The sequence below is a fragment of the Micromonospora radicis genome, assembly GCF_003583405.1.
GTDB classification, from domain to species: Bacteria; Actinomycetota; Actinomycetes; order Mycobacteriales; family Micromonosporaceae; genus Micromonospora; species Micromonospora radicis.
Genome location: NZ_QXEC01000003.1, coordinates 179,956 through 198,942, shown reverse-complemented (window position 1 = coordinate 198,942; position 18,987 = coordinate 179,956). Strand labels below are relative to the sequence as shown.

Sequence of the window (18,987 nt, the reverse complement as noted above, 5' to 3'; positions counted from 1 at the left end):
CCGCATGACAGAGCCGATCGACGTCGTCGTGCCCAACGTGGCCGAGTTCAACACCCGTAACCCGGCCGTCTCCCTGGGCCCGGCCGTCACCGACGTCGTCACCCGCCTGGCCGGGCACCTCGGCGACTACGCGGCCTACTGGAGCAGCCGGCGGCGGGTGCTGGTGCTGCCCGCGGGGTACGACCGGCACTGGTACGCCGACGTGCACCGGCTGTTGGACGAGCCGGCGCCGCCGGTCGTCTCGCCGACCCCCGTCAGCGGAATGGTGGCCCGGGACCTGCTCGCCGACGGCGCCGCGCTGGCCCGGCTCCGCTCGCTGTTGACCGGCCACGACGAGGCGCGGCTGGTCACATGGGGGGCGACCGCGGAGGTCTACCTGCTCGCGGCGACCCTGCGCGGCTGGGGCCTGACGGTACGCCTCGACGGGGTGCCGGAACGCGACTACTGGGTCAGCCGGTACCTGGATTCGAAGCTTAGCTGCCTCGACCTGGCCCGTGAGGTGTCCGAGGTGCGGGTGCCGCCCGGCCTGTTGGTGGTCGACAACACGGAGCTGCGGGGCGCGGTCGAGCACCTGTTGACCCGGCACGAGCGGGTCATCGTGCGCAGCCCGTACGGCGTCGGCGGCGACGGCTCGGTGGTGTTGCAGCACGACGCCCGGGGCGTCGGGGCGCTGTGGAGCGCCGTGGAGCGGGACCCCTTCCTGCGGACCTTCCCGCTGCTGGTGCAGCAGTTCGTGGCGCACCGGCCCGGCGTCGGCTGCCCCGCGGTGGACCTGCGGATCGACGACGACGGGGTCCGGGAGATCGTGCCCACCGCGATGGCGGTGGACGTCTCCCGGGTCCGGGGCGTACACGTCGGAACCGCCTCGGTGCCCGCGGCCGAGGCGGACCGGATGACCCGGATCGGCCGTGACCTCGGGGCCGCCGCGCACGCCCGGGGCTTCCGCGGCTGGATGTGCGTGGACTTCGTCCTCGCCGACGACGGCACCTACTACGTGACCGAGATCAACGCCCGGCGCAGCGGTGCCATGGCGGCGATCGCCATGCTGCGGCGATGGGGTGCCACCGACCAGGTGGTCTTCTCCCACGACGCGGTCACGCTCGGCACCCGCGGGCCACTGTCCTACCTCGACGACGTACGGCCGGTGCTCACCCGGCTCTGGGCCGCCGGGGTGCGGATCCATCCGACGTCGGTGCGCGGGCTGGGCTTCCGGCAGCCGGTGCTGTCCCTGATGGCCCCGGGAACCGATGCGGCGCAGGCGCGGCAGGTCGTCGAGGACGCCGCCCGGGAGCTGACCGCCGCGGTCGGCGGCGGGGAGCGGGTCCGCCGGCCGGTCGCCGCCGGGCCGTCGGCCGGATGACCGCGACGGGCCGGGGGGAGTGGTGTCCCCCGGCCCGGTACGGTGTGCGGGATCAGCGGCCGATCACGCCGCCGTCGCGGCGCCGGATCGCCACGGTTGCCGAGCGGGGACGCCCCTTCGGGTCACGGTCGGGCCAGTTGCTCACCGAGCGGGGGTTCGCCGGTGAGGGCCGTTCCAGGGTGGGCACCGCCTCACCCGGGTGCTGCACGTTGATGAACATGGTTCGGTGGTCCGGGGTGAAGGCGATGCCGGACAGCTCGCAGCCGCGCGGACCGACCGCGAAGCGGCGGACCTCGCCGGTGACCGGGTCGGCCACCAACAGCGCGTTGTTGCCCAGGTTGACGTAGTACGTCTGGGGATTGTTCAGCGACGAGTTGGAGATGTCGCTCTGGATCCACATCCGTCCGTCGCGGTCGACGGCCAGGCCGTCCGGCGAGCCGAACTTGCTCGCCGCGTCCAGCGGCACACTCGGGTCGAAGTCGGGATCGCCCGCCAGGAGGAAGATGTCCCACTCGAAGGAGGTGGCGGTGGCGTCCCCGTGCCGCTCCCGCCATCGGACGATGTGACCGAACGGGTTGGGCCGCCGGGGATTGGCCGCGTTCGGGAACCCGGTGCCGTTGCTCAGCGTGACGTACACGTCGTTGGTGTTCGGGTGTACGGCGATCCACTCCGGCCGGTCCATCGGCGTGGCACCGACCGCGTCGGCGGCCTGCCGGGTCCGCAGCAGCACGTCGGCCTGGTCGCGCCAGCCGTTGGCCGCGGTCAGCGGGCCGGTGCCGTGCTTGAGCGGCAACCAGCGGCCGGTGCCGTCGTCGTCGAAGCGGGCCACGTACAGGGTGCCGTGGTCCAGCGGGTGCCGGCCGGTCGCCCGCATGGTCCGCCACCGGCCGGAGCTGACGAACTTGTAGATGTACTCGCCGACCTGGTCGTCGCCGGTGTAGACCACCACCCGGCCCCGGGACTCCGTCACCGTGGCCGTCTCGTGCTTGATCCGTCCCAGCGCGGTGCGCTTCACCGGCTTGCTGTTCGGGTCGCGCGGGTCGATCTCCACCACCCAGCCGAACCGGTTCGGTTCGTTGGGGGTCGCCGCGAGGTCGAAGCGCGGATTCCCGTGGTGCCACCGGTACCCGTAGCCCCACCGGGTCACGCCGTACCGGGCCTGCTCCGGCGTGGGCTCCCAGGACGGGTCCTCGGTGGCGAAGTACTCGTTGAAGTTCTCCTCGCAGGTCAGGTAGGTGCCCCACGGGGTGGCGCCGCACGAGCAGTTGTTCAGCGTGCCGCGCGGCTCGGCCCCGGTCTGCAACGCGGGGTGGTTGCCCGAGAGCGGGCCGGAGAAGCGTACCGGGGTGTCCGTGGTGATCCGGCGGTTGTACCGGGAGTCCACCAGTTGCCACCGTCCCCGGCGCAGCGCGACCTCCACCACGCTGACGCCGTGCGCCGCCAGCGACTTGGCCACCTTCTCCGGGGTCATCACCGCGTCACCGTCGGGGAAGAGCAGCACCTGGTCGGCGTACTCGTGGTTGAGGACCAGCAGGCCACGGTCGGGGCCCAACGGGAAGTACTGCATGCCGTCGTGGCCCATGCCGATCTGCCTGGCCTGGTCGGCCGCGGAGTTCGAGGCGTCCCGGCGCCAGGCCGGCCCGTTCGCCCGGATCGGGGTGCCCCAGGGGATGAGGACCTCCGCGGTGTACCCGTCGGCGACGGTGAGGGTGTCCGCGGAGCTGATCGGGACCGCCGGGAAGTTCAGCAGCCGTCGGCGGTGCCGCGCCCCGGCGGCGGCCGCCGTACCGGGGCCGGCCACGCCCGCGCCCAGGAAGCCGGCGGCCGCCACGACGCCGCCGGTCAGCGCGGTACGGCGGGACAGCCGGGTGGCGACCACGTCCTGGAAGAGCCGGTTACCGGACGGGTTGGAGCTGATGTCGTCCGACTCCGGATATGGCTGGGAATCCGACGAGGTGACTGCGCTGGACAAGGTTGACCTCCAGGAGGGATAGGCCGGCGGCGGGTTCCCGCTGTTCAGGGCCGTCGCACGGTATGGGTGATCTTGATGTTGGTGTACTCCAACAGCCCCCAGTGGCCGTACTCCACGCCGCTGCCGGATTCCCGGAGCCCGCCGAAGGGGACGTCGTGGCGCAGGTCACCGTGGGTGTTGACCCAGGCGGTGCCGCACTCGAGGCGGGCGGCCAGGGCCCGGGCCTCGGCCGGCTCGCCCCAGACCGAACCCCCCAGGGCGAAACGGGTGCCGTTGGCCCGGGCCAACGCCTCGTCGAGATCGTGGTAGCCGATCACCGGCACCACCGGCCCGAACTGCTCGTCCTGCTCCAGGTCGGTGCCCGGGGGCAGGTCGCTCACCACGGTCGGCGGATAGAAGTGCCCGGCCCGGGGCAGCGCCCCGCCGCCGGCCACCACCCGGGCGCCGGCCCGCGCCGCCGACTCCACCAACCGGTGTACGTGCGCGAGCTGGGCCTGGCTGACCAGCGGACCGAGGTCGGTACGCGGATCACGACCGTCGCCGAGTACCGCCGCCTCCGCCTCGGCGTGCAGCGCCTCGGTCAGCTCGGCCGCCTGCCCGGCCGACACGTACACCCGCTTGATCGCCGCGCAGAACTGACCACTGTTGACGGTGGCGCGCCGGAAGATCTCCCCGGCGACCTGGTCGATCCGCGTGCCGGGCAGCACGACGCACGGGTCGTTCCCGCCCAGCTCCAGGACCACCCGCTTGAACGAGTCGGCGGCGCGGCGCGCGATGGCCCGCCCGGAGCGGACCGAACCGGTGAAGGAGATCATCCGGATCGCCGGGTGCTCCACCAACGCCGGTCCGAGGTCACCGTCCCCGCTGATCGTGTTCAGTACGCCCGGCGGTAGCGCCTCGGCCAGCAACTGTCCCATCCGCAGGCTGGCCAGCGGGGTGACCGGTGACGGCTTGAGCACCACCGTGTTGCCGGCCAACAGCGCCGGTGCGATCTTGGTGACGGCCAGGATGATCGGATAGTTGCTGGGGGCGATCGCCGCGACCGGTCCCACCGGCGTCCGGTCCATCGTGGCCTCGACGGTCTCCTCGGCGACCAGTTCCTGCCGGGGTAACGACAGCTCGGCGGTGTGGCCGAACCAGTCGGCGGCGAGCGCCACCTCCGCCCGGGCCTGCCGCAACGGCTTGCCCTGTTCGGCGGTGAGCAGCTCGGCCACCTCGTCGCCCGCCCGCGCCAACGCCGCGCCGCAGGCCAGCAGCGCCGCCCGCCGCGAGTCGGCATCGGTACGGGACCAGTGGCCGAAGGCGGCGGCGGCACCGAGGACCGCGTCGTCGAGCTGTGTGGCGGTGCACCGCGGCGCCTCGGTGAACAACTCGCTGGTGGCCGGGTTCTCCACCGGCATCCGATCGGGGGAGTGCGCCGAACGTCCCGCGATGGTCATCGGAATGATCACGGACACTCTCCCCACTGGCCTGGTCGGCCCGGTCGGCGGACCAGGCCAGTCTTCGCGTCGATCACCGCGCCCAGGAACCCCGCTTGCGGGCATGCTCGTCCGGCTAGGGGTTTGGAGCGCCCGTCGGCGGCTTTCCGGTGCACCCGGTGCACGGGAGGGTCAGTGGCGTACGGCGGTCCCGGCCCGGCGCCGCCGCTACCTCGAACGGGCCGGCATCGGCGGAAGGGGGGTCAGGTGACGTCCATCGAGGCGGTGCACACGTACCTGCCACCGAATCGGGTGCCGGTGGGCGACTGCCTGGCCGACTACGGGTTCTCGGCGGCGCAGATCCGGATGCACGAGCGGTTCTACGGCTTCCGCGAGGTGCGACTCGACCCGCAGGGCAGCCTGGCCGACCTGCTGGTCAGCGGGGGCGCCGGGCTGGCCGAACTGGCCGGCCGGGAGCACCTGGTCCGCTACGTACTGCACGCCCGGACCATGCCGGTGGTGGCGCCGTACCCGGTCAACCCGGTACGGGAGGCCGCCCGCCGGCTGGGCCTGGCCCACGCCACCACGTTCACCGTCAGCCAGCACGCCTGCGCGTCCGGCCTGCTCGCCGTCGACCTCGCGGGCACCCTGCTGGCCGACGACCCCGACCCCGCGGCACTGGCGCTGGTGCTCACCGGAGAGAAGGCCTTCACCGCCTCCGCCCAGGTCATCTCCGGCACCGGCGTGATGGGGGAGGGCTGCTCGGCGGTGCTGGTCAGCGCGCACGGCCGGCGGGACCGGGTGCTCTCCTACGCGGCCGGCACCTACGGCCGGTTCTCCGCCGGGCCGTGGATGTCGGAGCCGGACGCGGCGGCCTTCCGGGACGACTACCCGGTCATGGTCGCCGAGGTGGTGCGGGCCGCGGTCGAGGAGTCCGGTCTGGACCTCGACCAGATCGGGACGATCCTGCCGCACAACGTCAACCGGTTGTCCTGGCTGCGGGTGCTCCGGCTGCTGAACATCCGCAGCGCCGAGCGGCTGGTCCTGGACAACCTCCCGCACACCGGGCACTGCTTCGCGGCGGACTCCTTCGCCGCCTACCAGCTGGCCTGCGAACAGGGCCGGCTGGCGCCCGGCGACCCGTACCTGATGACGTCGGTGGGGCTCGGCGCCACCGTCTCCGCCATGGTCCTCGTCCACTGAACCCCCGATCTTGGAGAGCGACACGTGCACACGCACACACTCAGCGGTGATGTCCTCGCGCTGTTGCGTACCGCGCTGACCGGCGCCGCCGACCGTCCCCTCGTGCTGCTCGGCAACTTCGAGGTCGAGGACCACTGGGCGAAGGGCGAAGCGGGCCTGCCCGGGATCGTGATGCCCGCCAGCCGGGTCATCGTGAACCGGATGGACGAATGCGCGCTGCTGCTCGCCGGCCCGGACGACCACGTCGTGCTCAAGGCCGCGCCCGACGAGGAGTACCTGCGCTACCTCGGCGGCCTGGGACTGGCGCTGCCCCGGATCCTGACCGTCGCCACCGGGCAGCCACAGCGCACGGTGAGCGAGGACGCCGTGGCCGATCCGCGGCTGGTCGCCGCGCTCGGCGGGTTGGTCGGCACCGGCGCGCAACTGTGGCCGCACGGCGTGTCGGTGGTCGAGGAACGCCTGGCGGAACTCACCGGGCTGCCCCTGGCCGCACCGTCGGCCGCCGTCTGCAAGCGGGTCAACAGCAAGATCTACAGCCGGCTGCTCGCCGACGAGGTGGGGCTGCCGCAGCCGGAGGGCATGGTCTGCCGCGACCTCGACGAGCTGGACCAGGCGATCCGACGCGCCGGCAACTGGCTCGACGCCGGACGGCCGGTCGTCCTGAAGGACGCCTTCGGTGTCTCCGGCCGGGGCATCATGGTGGTCCGCGACACCCGACGACTCGCGCAACTGCACGCGCTGATCGCCCGCCGGGCCCGCCGCGACGCCGGCCGGGTCGGCCTGGTCATGGAGGAGTGGCTGCCCAAGCGCCACGACCTCAACTACCAGCTGACCGTCGACCGCGCCGGTGCCGTGCACTTCGACGTGATCAAGGAGGCGATCACCAGCGACGGCGTGCACCAGGGGCATCGCATGCCGGCGCCCCTGACGGAACCGCAGCACCGGCAGGTACGCTCCGCCGCCGCGGCGATCGGCCGCCGCCTGGCCGCCGACGGGTACTTCGGGGTGGTCGGGGTGGACGCCCTGACCACCACCGACGGCCGGCTCTACCCGATCATCGAGATCAACGCGCGCAACAACATGTCCACCTACCAGGAGCGGCTGCGGCGGACCTGGTTCGGCCCGGACACGGTCGCGCTGGCCCGGCAGTACCCCCTGCGGCTGACCAGAGCGCTGCCCTTCGGCGAGCTGCGGGCGCTGCTGGACGGCGTACTCGCCGACCGACCGGACCGACCCGGCCTGGTGATCAACAACTTCGCCACCGTGAACGCCGCCAGCGGTGCGGGCACCGACTTCGGCGGCCGGCTCTACGGCGTGGTGGCCGCCGACTCCGCCCAGCAGGTCGCCGCCCTCGACCGGGAGGTCACCGAACGGCTGCGGAACTGCTCCGCGACCGTCGCGCAACCCTAGCCACCAGCCGATCGGCGCCGGCCGATCACCCCGCCGCACCCCGGGCCGACGCGCCCCGCATCGGCCCACCCCACCGGTCCCGTCCGCTCGGCGGGGACCGCGACCAGACAGGGAGACGACATGAGCGACGCGACCATCGGTGCTGCTCCGCAGGCTGCCGCCGGTGACATCACCAACGTGGTGGTCGGTGCCCTCGGGCAGATGCTGAGCCGCGACCCGGCGAGCATCTCCACCCAGCTACGGCTCTTCGAGGACCTCTCCTTCGACTCCACCAGCGTGCTGGAGCTGCTCATCCAACTGGAGGCGGAGCTGGACGTCGAGTTCGACACCGACACCCTGGAACCGACCGACTTCGAGACCGTCGGCGCGCTCGTCGCCTACGTCGCCGGCCAGGTCGAGGAGAACGCCTGATGTACGTCACCGCGCCGGGGCGTCGGTCGCAGACCGGCACCCCGGTGGGGCACGCCGCGCCGCTCGGCCTCGCCCGGGCGGTGCACCAGGTGTTCGGTCCCGGTGGGCCGTTCGGCAACGACGACCACATCTACTACCCGGACCTGATGCGTTCCTACGGCACGACCTGCCCGTCCGGCGCGTTCGAGGGGCGACGCAACTCCTTCACCGACATGCTCACCGCGGTCCTGCCCCGGCTGCGTCCGTACGCCGACGGGTTCGACCTGGCCGTCCTCGCCGCGGCCACCCCCGACTCGCAGCCGGGCTTCCCGATGTGCCACCTGAGCAACCTGGTGCCCGACGCCGGGCTCGCCTTCGCCGTACTCGACCAGGGCCTGGTCACCGCGTTCACGGCGCTACAGGTGCTGGCCAACCGGGCCCGCCGCGACGGCGCCGGCCGGCTGCTGCTCGTCGCGGTCGACCAGTCCGTGTTGCTGCACGACCTGCCGGTGCCGCAGCGGCTGCGCGTCGCGCGCGACGCGGTCGTGGTGCTGGCGTTCGACCCCGTGGCCGACGGCGGCCGGCTGTACCCGCCGACAAGTGTGCCGACCGTGTCCCGCACGCCGGAGGCGGCCCTCACCGAGGTGCTGGCCGAACAGAAACCGCAGGTACTCGTGACGGGGGCGGGCCTGGCCGGGCGGCTGCCCCCGGTGCCCGACGACACGCTGGTGCTGTCGGCGCCGCCCGGGCAACCGGTCACCGGAGTGTGGCAGGAGGTGGCCACCCGGCTGCCGCGGTGGCAGGTCGACGGCGCGCGGGTCCTGGTCGCCGACCACGACGCCGACCAGGAACGGCTCGCCACCTGCCTGCTCGACGTTCCGGCAGCAGGAAGGCGATGACCGTCGTGGCCCACTGGACCCGACCGTACGACGCCGCCCGGTCGGTCGGTGTCGAGGCCGCCCTCGCCGACCTCTACGACCGGGTCGCCGGGGGGGCACTGGTCGCCGGGCCGGCCGGGCAGGCACTGGCACCCGGCCCGGTCGGCCGCGCCGCCGAGCGGGTGTGGCCCGGCGGGGCACCGCTACGGGGGCTCGACGGCGCCACCACCGTCGCCCTGCCGGCGCCGGTGCGCGACGCCGACCTGGCGGCCTTCCGCGGACTGCCCGGTCCGGACGGGCCCGGGTGGGCGTCGTACCGGGCCTGGCTGCTCGGCCTGGCCTGGCTGCGGCTGGGCTGCTCGGCGGGGCTGCTGGACCGGATCCGCACCCACCTCGCCGGGCGGCGGGCCGCGGATGGGCCCCTGCTGCGCCAGCAACTGGTGCAGGCCACCCTCGCCGAGGCGGTCACCGACCAGCTCACCGTCGAGGCGTTGCTGACCGACGCGGACCCGGACGCCGACTCTGTCGCCGACCTGGTGCAGGCGCACCACCAGTTGACCGCCGCGGATCACGCGCTACTGCCGGTACTCGGCGCCGCCGGCTTCACCGGGGACGGTCCCGGACGGGCCGTGTACCTGTCCCACCTGCTCGCCGACGTCTACCTGCCGGCCCACTGCGACGTGCGGATGCCGGCGTGAGGAGGTGACCACCCGTGCCCCAGCTCGACCACCGGCTGCGGCTGCTGCGCCGGCACGCCCGTGGCTGGGCCGCCGAGTTGCGCCCGTACGCCCTGGACCTGGACGGCGATCCCGACGTGGTGCTGCGGCTGCGGGACGCCACCGCGTTCCACCACGCGGCGCGCCTGCAGATCCCCGCCGCGTTCAACCCCTCGCCGCTGGTCCTGGCGGGTGAACGCTTCCTGCTCACCTCGGCGCTGGAACGGGTGGTGTTCTGCGAGGAGATCGCCCGCGGCGACCTGGGCATGATGCTGGCGCTACCCGGCGCGTCGATGTCCGGCGTACTGGTCGCCGCCATCGGCGACCGCGCCCAGCAGGAGTGGTTCTACGGTCGGCTCCTGGAGCGACCCACCTGGACCTTCTTCGCCCTCACCGAGCCCGACGGCGGCACCGACGCCGCTGGTCTGCGCACCCGCGCCACCGAGTCGACCGACGGTTGCGGGTGGCACCTGACCGGGCGCAAGCGCTACATCAGCAACGCCCTGCGCGCGTCCATGGGGGTGGTGTTCCACCGCACCGGCGACGGGCCCCTCGGCCTCGGCGCGGCGCTGGTCGACACCACCGCCGCCGGCTTCACCGCCACCGCCGTGCCCACCCTCGGGGTGCGCGGCGCCCAACTCGGCGCGCTGCACCTCGACGCGGTGCCGATCACCGCCGAGCAGCTGCTCGGGCGGCACCTCTCACCGATGCGCCGGGGCAGCTGGGGTTGGCAGCGGACGTTCAACCTGCTGCGCCCCACGGTGGCGGCGATGGCGGTGGGCCTCGCGCAGGCCGCCTGCGACCACGTCCGGGAACACCGTCGCGTGCTGCGCCCGGACGAACGCGACCTGCTGGCCCGGGTCGCGGGGGAGATCGAGGGGGTACGCCGGCTGACCCGCCGGGCGGCCGTGGCGGTCGACGCCGACAGCGGCAGCGGGCACCTCGCCTCGGCCGCGAAGCTGCGGGCCACCCGGCTGGCCATCGGCGTGACGAGGTGGGCGCTGGGCAGCTTCGGTCCGGGCGCCCGACTGGACCAGCCGCTGCTGGACAAGTTCGCGCGCGACGCCACGGCGCTGGAGTACATGGAGGGCACCGGCAACGTGCAGCGGCTGGCGGTGGCCGCCGCGCTCGACCGTGGCGCCTTCGACGGGTACCCGGGCGTCGGCCCCACCGCGACGACGGGTGGCCGGTGAGCGCACCCGGCGTGGTGCACGTCTGGCGGCTCGGGCTGGACCTGCCCGCGCCGCAGGCCCGGGTCTTCGACGAACTGCTGAGCCCGGCCGAACGGGCCCGCCGAGACGGCTACGCCGACCCGGCCGTGCGGCGCCGGTTCCTGGCCGTGTACGGATCGGTGCGCGTCATCCTCGGCGCCTACCGGGGGGAAGCACCCGCGCGGGTGCCGCTGCGCACCGGGCGGTGGGGCAAGCCGCTGCTCGGCGACGACGGGCCGCGCTTCAACATCTCGCACTCCGGCCGCTGCGCGCTGCTGGCGGTGAGCGTCGAACGCGACGTCGGCGTCGACGTCGAACAGGCCCGCCGCGGTCGACCGGTCGAGGCGTTCGCCCGTCGCTACTTCCCGCCGGCCGAGGCGCGGTTGGTCGCCACCGCCGCGCCGGCCGAGCGGACCGCGCTGCACCTGACGCTCTGGACCCGCAAGGAGGCGTGCGTCAAGGCCGCCGGGGACCGCCTGTTGAACGGGCTCGACCTGCCGGTGGCGGGCCCCGACGGGCTGCTCGTGCAGCAGTCCGGCGGACGGCTCCCGGGCCCGTGGCGGGTACGCGACCTGCGGGTGCCACCCGGCTACCGGGGCAGCGTCGCGCTGGCCGGCACCGAGCCGTTCGACATCGAGTACCGGCGCTGCCGCCCGGTGGACCTCGCCCGGGTGCCGACCGGCGCGGTGCTCGCGTCGCCAGACGACGACACGTTCGGCGGGTGACCCCGGGGGTCACCCGCCGACGCCCGCCCGTGACCGGCCGCCCGCTGGCGAGGCCGATCACCGGCCGACCCCGCCGTCAGCGCACCGGCACGGCCGGTCGGGCCCGCAGCGCGCCCGGCAGGTGCTGGCGGCGCATCATGTCCTCGGGACGGTCGCGCTCCCGCACCAGGAAGGGCCGTCCATCGTGGACCAGCACCTCCGCGGGGTAGCCGTGGCTGAGGAACTGCACCGGCGAGGCGGTCGGCCCGTACGCTCCGGACCGGAGCACACCGAGCAGATCGCCGGTACGCAGCGGCGGAAGCATGACGTTCTTGCCGAGCGTGTCGTTGGGCGTGCACAGCGGCCCGGTCACCTGCCACGGCTCCGCCGCTCCGGTGGCCGCGCCCAGCAACCGGATCGGGAAGTTGCGCTTGACGTAGGAGCCGATGCCGACCGCCGCCATGTGGTGGTGGGTGCCGCCGTCGGTGACCGCGAACCGTTGACCGAGCGAACTCTTGAGATAGCGGACCCGGACCACGTAGATGCCGCTCGGTGCGGTCAGGTAACGCCCCAGTTCCATCACCAACCGGGTACCGGGGTGCCGGGCCCGGAACTCGCCGAGCACCGGGTTGAGCAGCCCGGCGAGGGTGTCGACGTCGAGGTCCTGTTCGTTGTCGAAGTACGCGACCCCCAGACCGCCGCCGACGTCGACCAGTTCCAGCGGGAAGTCGAGCCGCGCGGAGAGCCGCTCGGCCAGCTCGAAGATGCGCCGGCTGTTGTCCGCGACCACCCCCGGGTCGAGGATGCGGGTTCCCATGTAGACGTGCACGCCCATCAGCCGGACACCGGGATAGCGGCTGCTCAGCCCGCTCTGCCGCATCAGCTCGTCCTCGTCGATGCCGAACTGCCGGGGCCGCCCGCCCATCGTCAGGCCCGAACCCTTGACGCTGAAGTTCGGATTGACCCGTAGCACCACCGGAGCGATCGTGCCCGCCGCCCGGGCCAGACTGTCGATGAGCCGCAGCTCACCCAGGGACTCGCAGACGATCGCGTGGATCCGCTGGGCCAGGCAGGCCTGCAACTCCTCGGCGCTCTTACCCGGGCCGAGGAAGATGATGTTCTCCGGGCGTACCCCGGCCCGGCGGGCGGTGAGCAGCTCGGTGAGGGACGAGACCTCGGCGTGCGCGCCGAGGCCGGCGAGCCGGGCACAGATCGCCACATTGGGGTTTGCCTTCAGGGAGAAGAAGAAGTCCAGTCGGGGGTCCAGCGCCGCCCGCAGCCGGCTGAACTGGGCACCCAGCACCGCCGAGTCGTACACGTACAGCGGGGTGCCGTACCGCGCCGCGAGTTCCTCGTACCGCACTCCCTGCACGCCGACGTCGTCTGCCATGCCACCGCCTCCCGGTTCTGCCGTCCCTGGCCATTCTTGGCGCTGTACCGCTCAGGACAAGCCGCCAACGGGCGCTCGGACGGTCAGGGCGGGCAGCTACCGGAACACCGGTCGACGCCCTGCGCCATACCCGTTCGCGCAGGGCAGTGGCGCGCTCAGTCGCGTCTTCTGCCCAGGCCCGGCGCGGGTGAACCTTGGTGGCACGGCGCCCGGGGCGGCCGGGCACGCATACGGCGTCGAGGCGCGCCCGCCCGGCCACCGGCGCCGAGTGCACCCACCACCACGAACTGATCGGGGACGACATGCGCAACGGACAACCCGATGTCAGCGCCACGATTGGTGCGCTGATGGGCGAGGCGCTGCTGCGCGGCCCGCTCGCCCCCGACGAGGACTTCTTCGACTGTGGCGGCGACTCGGTCCGCGCCGTCGACGTGCTGCAACGGCTCGTCGACGTCTGCCGACCGGCCGGGCCGGAGGCCGCCGAGGCGCTGCGATCCACCCTGCTGGAGACCATCTTCGAGGACGCGACCCCGGCCGGGCTGGCGGCGGTGTGCGTCGCCCACGCGACCGTGCCGGGGGCCGTCGGCGGAGGGCAGCGTCATTGACGGCACCGGCGCGGCCCCCGGCGAGCTGCTGACCGAGCTGCGCCGACGCCGCGACGAGCGTCCCGCCGCGGTGGCCCTGCGGACCGCGACGACGGGCGGCGGCCACCTGGCCACCTGGGCGCAGCTGCACGAGGCCGCGTACGCCGTGCTGAGCTTCGCCGCGACGCTGGAGCCGACCGCCCCGGTGCTGCTGATCGTGGACAACACCCCGGCCAGCGCGGCGACCCTGATCGGGCTGACCGCCGCCGGTGTGGACGTACTGCCGGTCGAGGAGGTCAACTCCCACCTGACCGACCTGCTCGCGCCCAGCCGCAACCCGGGCGTACGGACCGTGGTCGGCCCGGCCCGCGCCGCCGGCACCCAGCCCGCGGGGATCGCCTTCCTCAGCTACGAGCGCTGCCGGGCCCAGCCCGACCAGGCCGGCGCACCCCGGGCCGGCCGCCTCGGCGAGGTGCTCCAGCTGACCTCCGGTTCGGCCGGCGAACCCAAGATCGTTCGTCATTCGCTGGCCAACGTGTGGCAGGGCGGGCACACCTACCGCCAGATCCTCGACCTGACCCCGGCCGACGTGGTCGTCGCCGCGGTGCCGTTGGCGCACTCGTTCGGCCTGGTCGGCGCGCTCACCGCGGTGATCGTCTCCGGCGCCGAACTGCGTACCACGCAGCGGTTCCAGCCGGGTCGGCTCGCCGACACGCTCGCCGCCGAGGCGACCGTGCTGTTCGGCACCCCGCAGGTGTACCGGCTGCTCACCCCGGTCATGCACCGCCGCCCCACGCCGGCCCGGCTGCGGGCCGCGGTGTCGTCGGGCGGACCACTCCCCGCCGACCTCGGCGTCCGGGCGTGCGCGGTGCTCGGTGTACCGGTGCGCCAGTTCTACGGCAGCACCGAAACCGGCCTGATCAGCTACCAGCCGGACCTCGACGGCGAGCTGCCCGACCCGTCGGTCGGCGTACCGGCGCCCGGGGTACGGCTGCGGCTGACCCGCGCGGAGCCGGACGACCCGACCGGCGCCGGCCAGCTGTCGGTGTACACGCCGACGCTGTTCCACGGCTATCTCGGCGGGTCCGGTCCGGTGTGCGCACCGGACGGGTTCTACGACACCGGTGACCTGGCCCGCCTCGACGCCGATGGCCGGCTGCACCTGCTCGGCCGCAAGGACACCTTCGTCAACGTCGGCGGCCGCAAGGTCAACCCGACCCGGGTGGCGCGGATCCTCGGCGAGCACCCCGAGGTGCGGGAGGCCTTCGTCTTCGGCCTGACCGACGCCGACGGCGAGCAGCGGGTGCACGCGGCGGTGGTGCTCGGACCCGGCACCGACCGGGCGGACCTCGCCGAACACTGCCGGGCGCGTGGTCTGGCCCCGTACGAGGTGCCGCACGAACTCCATCGGTTGGACCGGCTGCCCCGGACCGCGATGGGCAAGGTCGACCGGCAGGCCGTCATCGCGGCCGTGACCGCCGTACCGATCGGAAGCGAGGTTTGAGATGACCCACCCCACGTTTCCACGACCATGGACTCCCGCCGACGGGCCGGACGGCCCGGTCGCCGTCATCGGCCTCGGGTACGTCGGCCTGACCCTGGCGGTGAGCCTGGCCCGGGCGGGCGTGTCCGTCGTCGGCGTGGAGGCCGACCCGAAGACCCGGGCGGCGTTGCGGGCCGGAACACCGGCACTGTTCGAGCCCGGTGTCGACGAACTGCTGCGCAGCCTGCCGGCGGACCGGCTGACCGTCACCGACACGCTGGCCGGCGTCACGCCGTCCGCGATCGTCATCTGCGTCGGCACCCCGCTCGACACCGGCACCGGCCGGCCGGATCTGCGCCACTTCACCGCCGCCGCCGAGACCGCCGCCGCCGCCACCACCGCGGACACCCTCGTCGTGGTACGCAGCACCGTCCCGGTCGGGACGACCCGGCGCGTCCTGCTGCCGCTGCTGCGCGCCCGGGTCGACGAGCCGCTGCTCGCCTTCTGCCCCGAACGCACCATCCAGGGCCGCGCGCTGGCCGAACTGGCCAGCCTTCCGCAGGTCGTCGGCGGTCTGGACGACCGCTCCACCGACCGTGCCCGGCGGCTGTTCGCCCGGCTCACCCCCGAACAGGTCGGCACCGCCGACCTGGAGACGGCCGAGCTGGTCAAGCTGGCCTGCAACGCCCACACCGACCTGCTGTACGGCTTCGGCAACGAGCTGGCGATGATCGCCGAGGCGGTCGGCGTGGACGCCACCGAGGTCATCGCCGCCGCGAACCTGAACTATCCCCGGCCCGATCTGGCCCGGCCCGGTTTCGTCGGTGGCAGCTGCCTGACCAAGGATCCGTACCTGCTGATGTACTCGGCCGGAACCGCGGGATACCATCCGCCGCTGGTGGCTGCCGCCCGCGCCGTCAACGAGCAGGTGCCACACCTGGTGACCGAACGGGTGCTCAAGGCCCTGGCCGCCACCGGCCGGGTGCCGGCCGACGCGAAGGTCCTGGTCTGCGGGATGGCCTACAAGGGCCGGCCGGAGACCGACGACGTGCGGGGTTCGGCCGCCACGGTCGTCGCGGACGGCCTGCGCGAGCGGGTCCGGCTGCTGGCCGGCCACGACTACCTGGTCTCCGACACCGTCACCGCCGGGCTCGGGTACGTCCCGACGTCCCTGGCCGACGGTCTGGCCGGCGCGGACGCCCTGGTGCTCCTGGTGGACCACCCGCGCTACCGCGCCGAGATCGACGCCGCGCTGCTGCGTCGCACCATGAACCGTCCCGCGCTGGTGGTCGACGTCTGGGGCGACCTGGCGTCGTCGCTGTCCGGGGTGGCCGAGGTGGACTACCGGGGGCTGGGCCGTGGCTGACCGGATCCTGATCACCGGCGGAGCCGGTTTCGTCGGCCTGCACCTCGCCCGCCGTCTGCTGCGCGACGGAGCGGACGTGACCCTGCTCGACGACCTGTCCCGGGGCCGGGCCGACCGGGACCTCGACCAGGTCCGCGCCGACGCCCGCCTGGTCCGGCACGACCTGACCACCCCGATCCCCGCGGACCTGCTGATCGACGACTTCGACGAGGTCTACCACCTGGCCGCGGTCGTCGGGGTACGGCAGAACAGCGAGAACCCGTCGCTGGCACTCAACGTGAACCTGCGGGCCGTGCTGAACCTGATCGACTGGTGCCGGCGTCGCCCACCCGGGCGGGTCTACCTCAGCTCCACCAGCGAGGTCGCCGACGGCGCCGCCCGCCTCGGCCTGGCGCCGTTCCCGGTGCCGGAGGACGTGCCCTTCGTACTGCCCGACCCGTCGCTGCCCCGGGCCTCCTACGGGCTCAGCAAGATCGTCGCCGAGACGCTGCTGCGCCAGTGCGCCGACCTGTTTCCGGTACGGATCGGCCGCTACCACAACATCTACGGTCCCCGGATGGGGCACGACCACGTGATACCCCACTTCGTGGCCCGGGCCCTGGCCCGCCAGGATCCCTTCGCCATCTACGGGGCGACCCAGACCCGCGCCTTCTGCCACATCGACGACGCCGTCGACGCGACCATCGGCCTGACCCGGCTGCCCGGCTCCGAACCGGTCGTGGCCAACATCGGCAACGACACCGAGGAGATCGTGATCCGGGAGCTGGCCGAGCGGGTCACCCGGCTGGCCGGCTACACCCCCACCTTCGAGGTCTTCGACCCCCCGCCCGGCTCCCCGGACCGGCGGCTACCCGACCTCGGCCGGCTGCGGCGCACCCTCGGGTACGCACCTCGGGTCAACCTGGACCGAGGGCTGCGGCAGACCTTCGACTGGTACGCGGCCGCCCTCACCGCCGACCCGACCCCCGCCGCGCCGGCGCTCGTGCGGGACCACCCATGAGCTTCGAGATCCGCGACGGTGAGCTGTGGCGCGACGGCACACCGTTCCCCGTCGCCGGGGTCGACTACCACCCGTCGGCGGCCGGCTGCCGGATCTGGACGGACTGGGATCCGTCGGCCCTGCGCCGCGACTTCCGGGCGATGGCCGACGCGGGACTGAACACCGTACGGCTCTTCCTGTTCTGGCGGGACTTCGAACCGGCGCCCGGCCGGCACGACCCGGTCGTGTTCGACCGGCTGCGTACCGCCGTCGACCTGGCCGCCGAAGCGGGGCTGGCCTGCGTGCTCTCGCTGCTGACGATCTGGATGAACGGACAGCGCCTGGAGCTGTCCTGGCGGTCGGGCCGTGGCTTCTTCGACGACGCGCAACTGCTGGAGCGGCAGCGGGCCTACGCCCGGCGGGTGGCCCTCGCGTTACGCGGGGCCGGCAACGTGCTGGCCGTGGATCTCGGTGACGAGATCGCCAACGTCGACCCCGGTGCCGCCCGGCTGCCCCGGGAGGCCGTCGCCGCCTGGCAGACCGGGCTGGCCGAGACGCTACGCGCGGAGCTTCCCGGGCTGCTGGTGACACAGGCCAACGACGCCTCCGGCGTGCTCGGCGCCGCGCCGTTCGGTCCGGACAACGCCACCGGGCTGGACCTGATCGCGCTGCACGGCTTCCCCACCTGGGCGCCGGTGTCGATCGAGTCGACCAGCTGCTACAAGGCGACCAGCCTGGTGCCGTTCCTGGTCCGCTACGCGCGGGCGTTCGGGGTGCCGCTCGTCGACGAGCTGACCAGCTACGGCACCGACGAGGCCACCACCGCGGCCTACCTGCGCGCCGCCACGGCCTCCGCCCTGGGCAACGGCGCTGCCGGCGTACTGGCCTGGTGCTGGCAGGACATCGCCTCCACCGCGGAGCCCTACCAGCAGCGACCGGGTGAGCGTTTCGTGGGTCTGCACCGGCTCGACGGGACACCCCGGCCGGCGATGGCCGGGCTACGCGGGGCGCTGCGGGCGGCTCCCCGGCTGCGACCCGGGCCGGGCCGGGCTCCGGTCGCGCTCTACCTACCGGAACGGGCCCGCGTCGACGGCGGGTCGTACCTGGACACCGGGGTCGGCACGGTGGCCACCTTCTACGCCTACCTCCTGCTCAAACGGGCACACCTGGACGTCGACATCGTCGCCGGTGACCCGACCGGCTACCGGCTGGTGGTCTGCCCGTCGGTCGGTCACGTCACCCTGACCGACCTGGACCGGCTGGCCGGCGCGGCCCGCCACGGCGCGACCGTGTACTACTCGATGGCCGACCACCTGCACGGGTTTCCGGGGTCCGACCTGGCCGGTGCCGAACCGGTCGACTACACCCTGCTCACCGCCGGACGCGAGTACGTCGAGTGGGACGCCGACCGGTGGGCGATCGACTGGGCCGGTGCCGGAGTCCGGCCGTCGGTGCTTTCGGTGACCACCGGGCAGGTGCTCGGCCGCTACCCCGACGGCACCCCGGCCCTGGTGCGCAACGCGGTCGGCACCGGGCAGGTGGTGTTCTGCGCGGCCCCGTTCGAGCGCCAGCTCGACGTGCCCGGTCGGCTCACCGCCGCCGCCTGGGAGGTCCTGTACCGGCGGGTCGCCGCGCTGGCGGGGCTGGCGCCCGAGGTCGACTGCGCCGACCCGGACGTGGAGATCCTGCCCGGGCGGGCCGGCGACCCGCACGAGGTGCTGTTGGTCAACCACGCGCCGACCGCGCGCCGCGTCCAACTGCGCTGGCAGCCGCCCGCCGGCCGACCGGTGTGCCAGGAGGTGGTCCTCGACGGCAAGGACTGGCGGCTGCTCGCCGGGCCGCGCGAGTTGCGGCCCGACGACGTCCCGTCCGTCCACCAACAGCCAGCCCCGTACTGACCCGCATCCGCCGTCGCCGAGCGGG

At 73.7% G+C, this 18,987-nt stretch carries 16 protein-coding genes; 13 read left to right on the top strand and 3 right to left on the bottom strand.

Annotation, left to right across the window (positions count from 1 at the left end; translation table 11 throughout):
* Positions 1-4: 4 nt before the first annotated feature.
* Positions 5-1,360, top strand: coding sequence for a preATP grasp domain-containing protein (locus D2L64_RS05650; protein ID WP_119573617.1), 1,356 nt, complete (start codon positions 5-7; stop codon positions 1,358-1,360).
* Positions 1,361-1,412: 52 nt separating this feature from the next.
* On the opposite strand, the gene D2L64_RS05645 is transcribed toward D2L64_RS05650, so the two are convergent.
* Both D2L64_RS05645 and D2L64_RS05640 read right to left on the bottom strand, forming a co-directional pair.
* On the bottom strand, positions 1,413-3,332 hold the full coding sequence (locus D2L64_RS05645; RefSeq protein ID WP_199714424.1) for a PhoX family protein: 1,920 nt from the start codon (positions 3,330-3,332) through the stop codon (positions 1,413-1,415).
* 44 nt (positions 3,333-3,376) lie between these two features.
* Positions 3,377-4,783: an aldehyde dehydrogenase family protein gene (locus D2L64_RS05640; protein ID WP_233558786.1), complete on the bottom strand. Its 1,407-nt coding sequence runs from the start codon at positions 4,781-4,783 to the stop codon at positions 3,377-3,379.
* A gap of 234 nt (positions 4,784-5,017) precedes the next feature.
* Between D2L64_RS05640 and D2L64_RS05635 the strand changes: the two genes are divergently transcribed.
* The 7 genes from D2L64_RS05635 to D2L64_RS27210 all read left to right on the top strand — a co-directional run bounded on the left by D2L64_RS05635 (position 5,018) and on the right by D2L64_RS27210 (position 11,283).
* The gene (locus D2L64_RS05635) at positions 5,018-5,953 is read left to right on the top strand and encodes a 3-oxoacyl-[acyl-carrier-protein] synthase III C-terminal domain-containing protein (protein WP_119573616.1); all 936 of its coding nucleotides are present in this window, start codon (positions 5,018-5,020) and stop codon (positions 5,951-5,953) included.
* A 24-nt stretch (positions 5,954-5,977) separates the two neighbouring features.
* Positions 5,978-7,363 (top strand): preATP grasp domain-containing protein, encoded by a 1,386-nt coding sequence (locus D2L64_RS05630; protein ID WP_119573615.1) that lies wholly within the window; start codon positions 5,978-5,980, stop codon positions 7,361-7,363.
* Between the two features lie 120 nt (positions 7,364-7,483).
* Complete coding sequence (locus D2L64_RS05625) at positions 7,484-7,774, top strand: acyl carrier protein (protein WP_119573614.1); 291 nt, start codon at positions 7,484-7,486, stop codon at positions 7,772-7,774.
* Positions 7,774-8,652 carry a hypothetical protein gene (locus D2L64_RS05620; RefSeq protein WP_119573613.1) on the top strand — a complete coding sequence of 293 codons (879 nt, stop codon included), beginning with the start codon at positions 7,774-7,776 and terminating at the stop codon, positions 8,650-8,652. Before D2L64_RS05625 ends, D2L64_RS05620 begins: the two co-directional genes overlap by 1 nt.
* Positions 8,649-9,329 carry an acyl-CoA dehydrogenase family protein gene (locus D2L64_RS05615; RefSeq protein ID WP_119573612.1) on the top strand — a complete coding sequence of 227 codons (681 nt, stop codon included), beginning with the start codon at positions 8,649-8,651 and terminating at the stop codon, positions 9,327-9,329. The genes D2L64_RS05620 and D2L64_RS05615 overlap by 4 nt, the downstream gene beginning before the upstream one ends.
* A 14-nt stretch (positions 9,330-9,343) precedes the next feature.
* A complete protein-coding gene (locus tag D2L64_RS05610) occupies positions 9,344-10,540 on the top strand; it encodes an acyl-CoA dehydrogenase family protein (protein WP_119573611.1) in 1,197 nt (398 codons plus the stop codon).
* A complete protein-coding gene (locus D2L64_RS27210) occupies positions 10,537-11,283 on the top strand; it encodes a 4'-phosphopantetheinyl transferase family protein (protein ID WP_158603456.1) in 747 nt (248 codons plus the stop codon). The genes D2L64_RS05610 and D2L64_RS27210 overlap by 4 nt, the downstream gene beginning before the upstream one ends.
* A gap of 76 nt (positions 11,284-11,359) precedes the next feature.
* Here the strand turns inward: D2L64_RS27210 and D2L64_RS05600 are convergent, their stop codons facing one another.
* The gene (locus D2L64_RS05600) at positions 11,360-12,652 is read right to left on the bottom strand and encodes a type III PLP-dependent enzyme (protein ID WP_119573610.1); all 1,293 of its coding nucleotides are present in this window, start codon (positions 12,650-12,652) and stop codon (positions 11,360-11,362) included.
* A gap of 302 nt (positions 12,653-12,954) precedes the next feature.
* Here D2L64_RS05600 and D2L64_RS05595 point away from each other — a divergent pair, with 302 nt between their 5' ends.
* The 5 genes from D2L64_RS05595 to D2L64_RS05575 are packed head-to-tail and all read left to right on the top strand — an operon-like array spanning position 12,955 to position 18,962.
* Positions 12,955-13,257: an acyl carrier protein gene (locus tag D2L64_RS05595; protein WP_119573696.1), complete on the top strand. Its 303-nt coding sequence runs from the start codon at positions 12,955-12,957 to the stop codon at positions 13,255-13,257.
* Entirely contained in the window at positions 13,253-14,740 is a 1,488-nt protein-coding gene (locus D2L64_RS05590) for a class I adenylate-forming enzyme family protein (protein ID WP_267898656.1), read from the top strand. The genes D2L64_RS05595 and D2L64_RS05590 overlap by 5 nt, the downstream gene beginning before the upstream one ends.
* Before the next feature lies 1 nt (position 14,741).
* Positions 14,742-16,085, top strand: coding sequence for a nucleotide sugar dehydrogenase (locus D2L64_RS05585; RefSeq protein ID WP_119573608.1), 1,344 nt, complete (start codon positions 14,742-14,744; stop codon positions 16,083-16,085).
* Positions 16,078-17,085 (top strand): NAD-dependent epimerase/dehydratase family protein, encoded by a 1,008-nt coding sequence (locus D2L64_RS05580; RefSeq protein ID WP_119573607.1) that lies wholly within the window; start codon positions 16,078-16,080, stop codon positions 17,083-17,085. The genes D2L64_RS05585 and D2L64_RS05580 overlap by 8 nt, the downstream gene beginning before the upstream one ends.
* Complete coding sequence (locus tag D2L64_RS05575) at positions 17,082-18,962, top strand: beta-galactosidase trimerization domain-containing protein (protein WP_119573606.1); 1,881 nt, start codon at positions 17,082-17,084, stop codon at positions 18,960-18,962. The genes D2L64_RS05580 and D2L64_RS05575 overlap by 4 nt, the downstream gene beginning before the upstream one ends.
* The last annotated feature ends 25 nt before the right edge of the window (positions 18,963-18,987 follow it).

Coding starts and splice junctions, on each gene's coding strand:
- D2L64_RS05585 (WP_119573608.1), top strand. CDS start 14,742: ATGACCCACCCCACGTTTCCACGACCATGGACTCCCGCCGACGGGCCG.
- D2L64_RS05575 (WP_119573606.1), top strand. CDS start 17,082: ATGAGCTTCGAGATCCGCGACGGTGAGCTGTGGCGCGACGGCACACCG.
- D2L64_RS05595 (WP_119573696.1), top strand. CDS start 12,955: ATGCGCAACGGACAACCCGATGTCAGCGCCACGATTGGTGCGCTGATG.
- D2L64_RS05625 (WP_119573614.1), top strand. CDS start 7,484: ATGAGCGACGCGACCATCGGTGCTGCTCCGCAGGCTGCCGCCGGTGAC.
- D2L64_RS05620 (WP_119573613.1), top strand. CDS start 7,774: ATGTACGTCACCGCGCCGGGGCGTCGGTCGCAGACCGGCACCCCGGTG.
- D2L64_RS05600 (WP_119573610.1), bottom strand. CDS start 12,652: ATGGCAGACGACGTCGGCGTGCAGGGAGTGCGGTACGAGGAACTCGCG.
- D2L64_RS05615 (WP_119573612.1), top strand. CDS start 8,649: ATGACCGTCGTGGCCCACTGGACCCGACCGTACGACGCCGCCCGGTCG.
- D2L64_RS05650 (WP_119573617.1), top strand. CDS start 5: ATGACAGAGCCGATCGACGTCGTCGTGCCCAACGTGGCCGAGTTCAAC.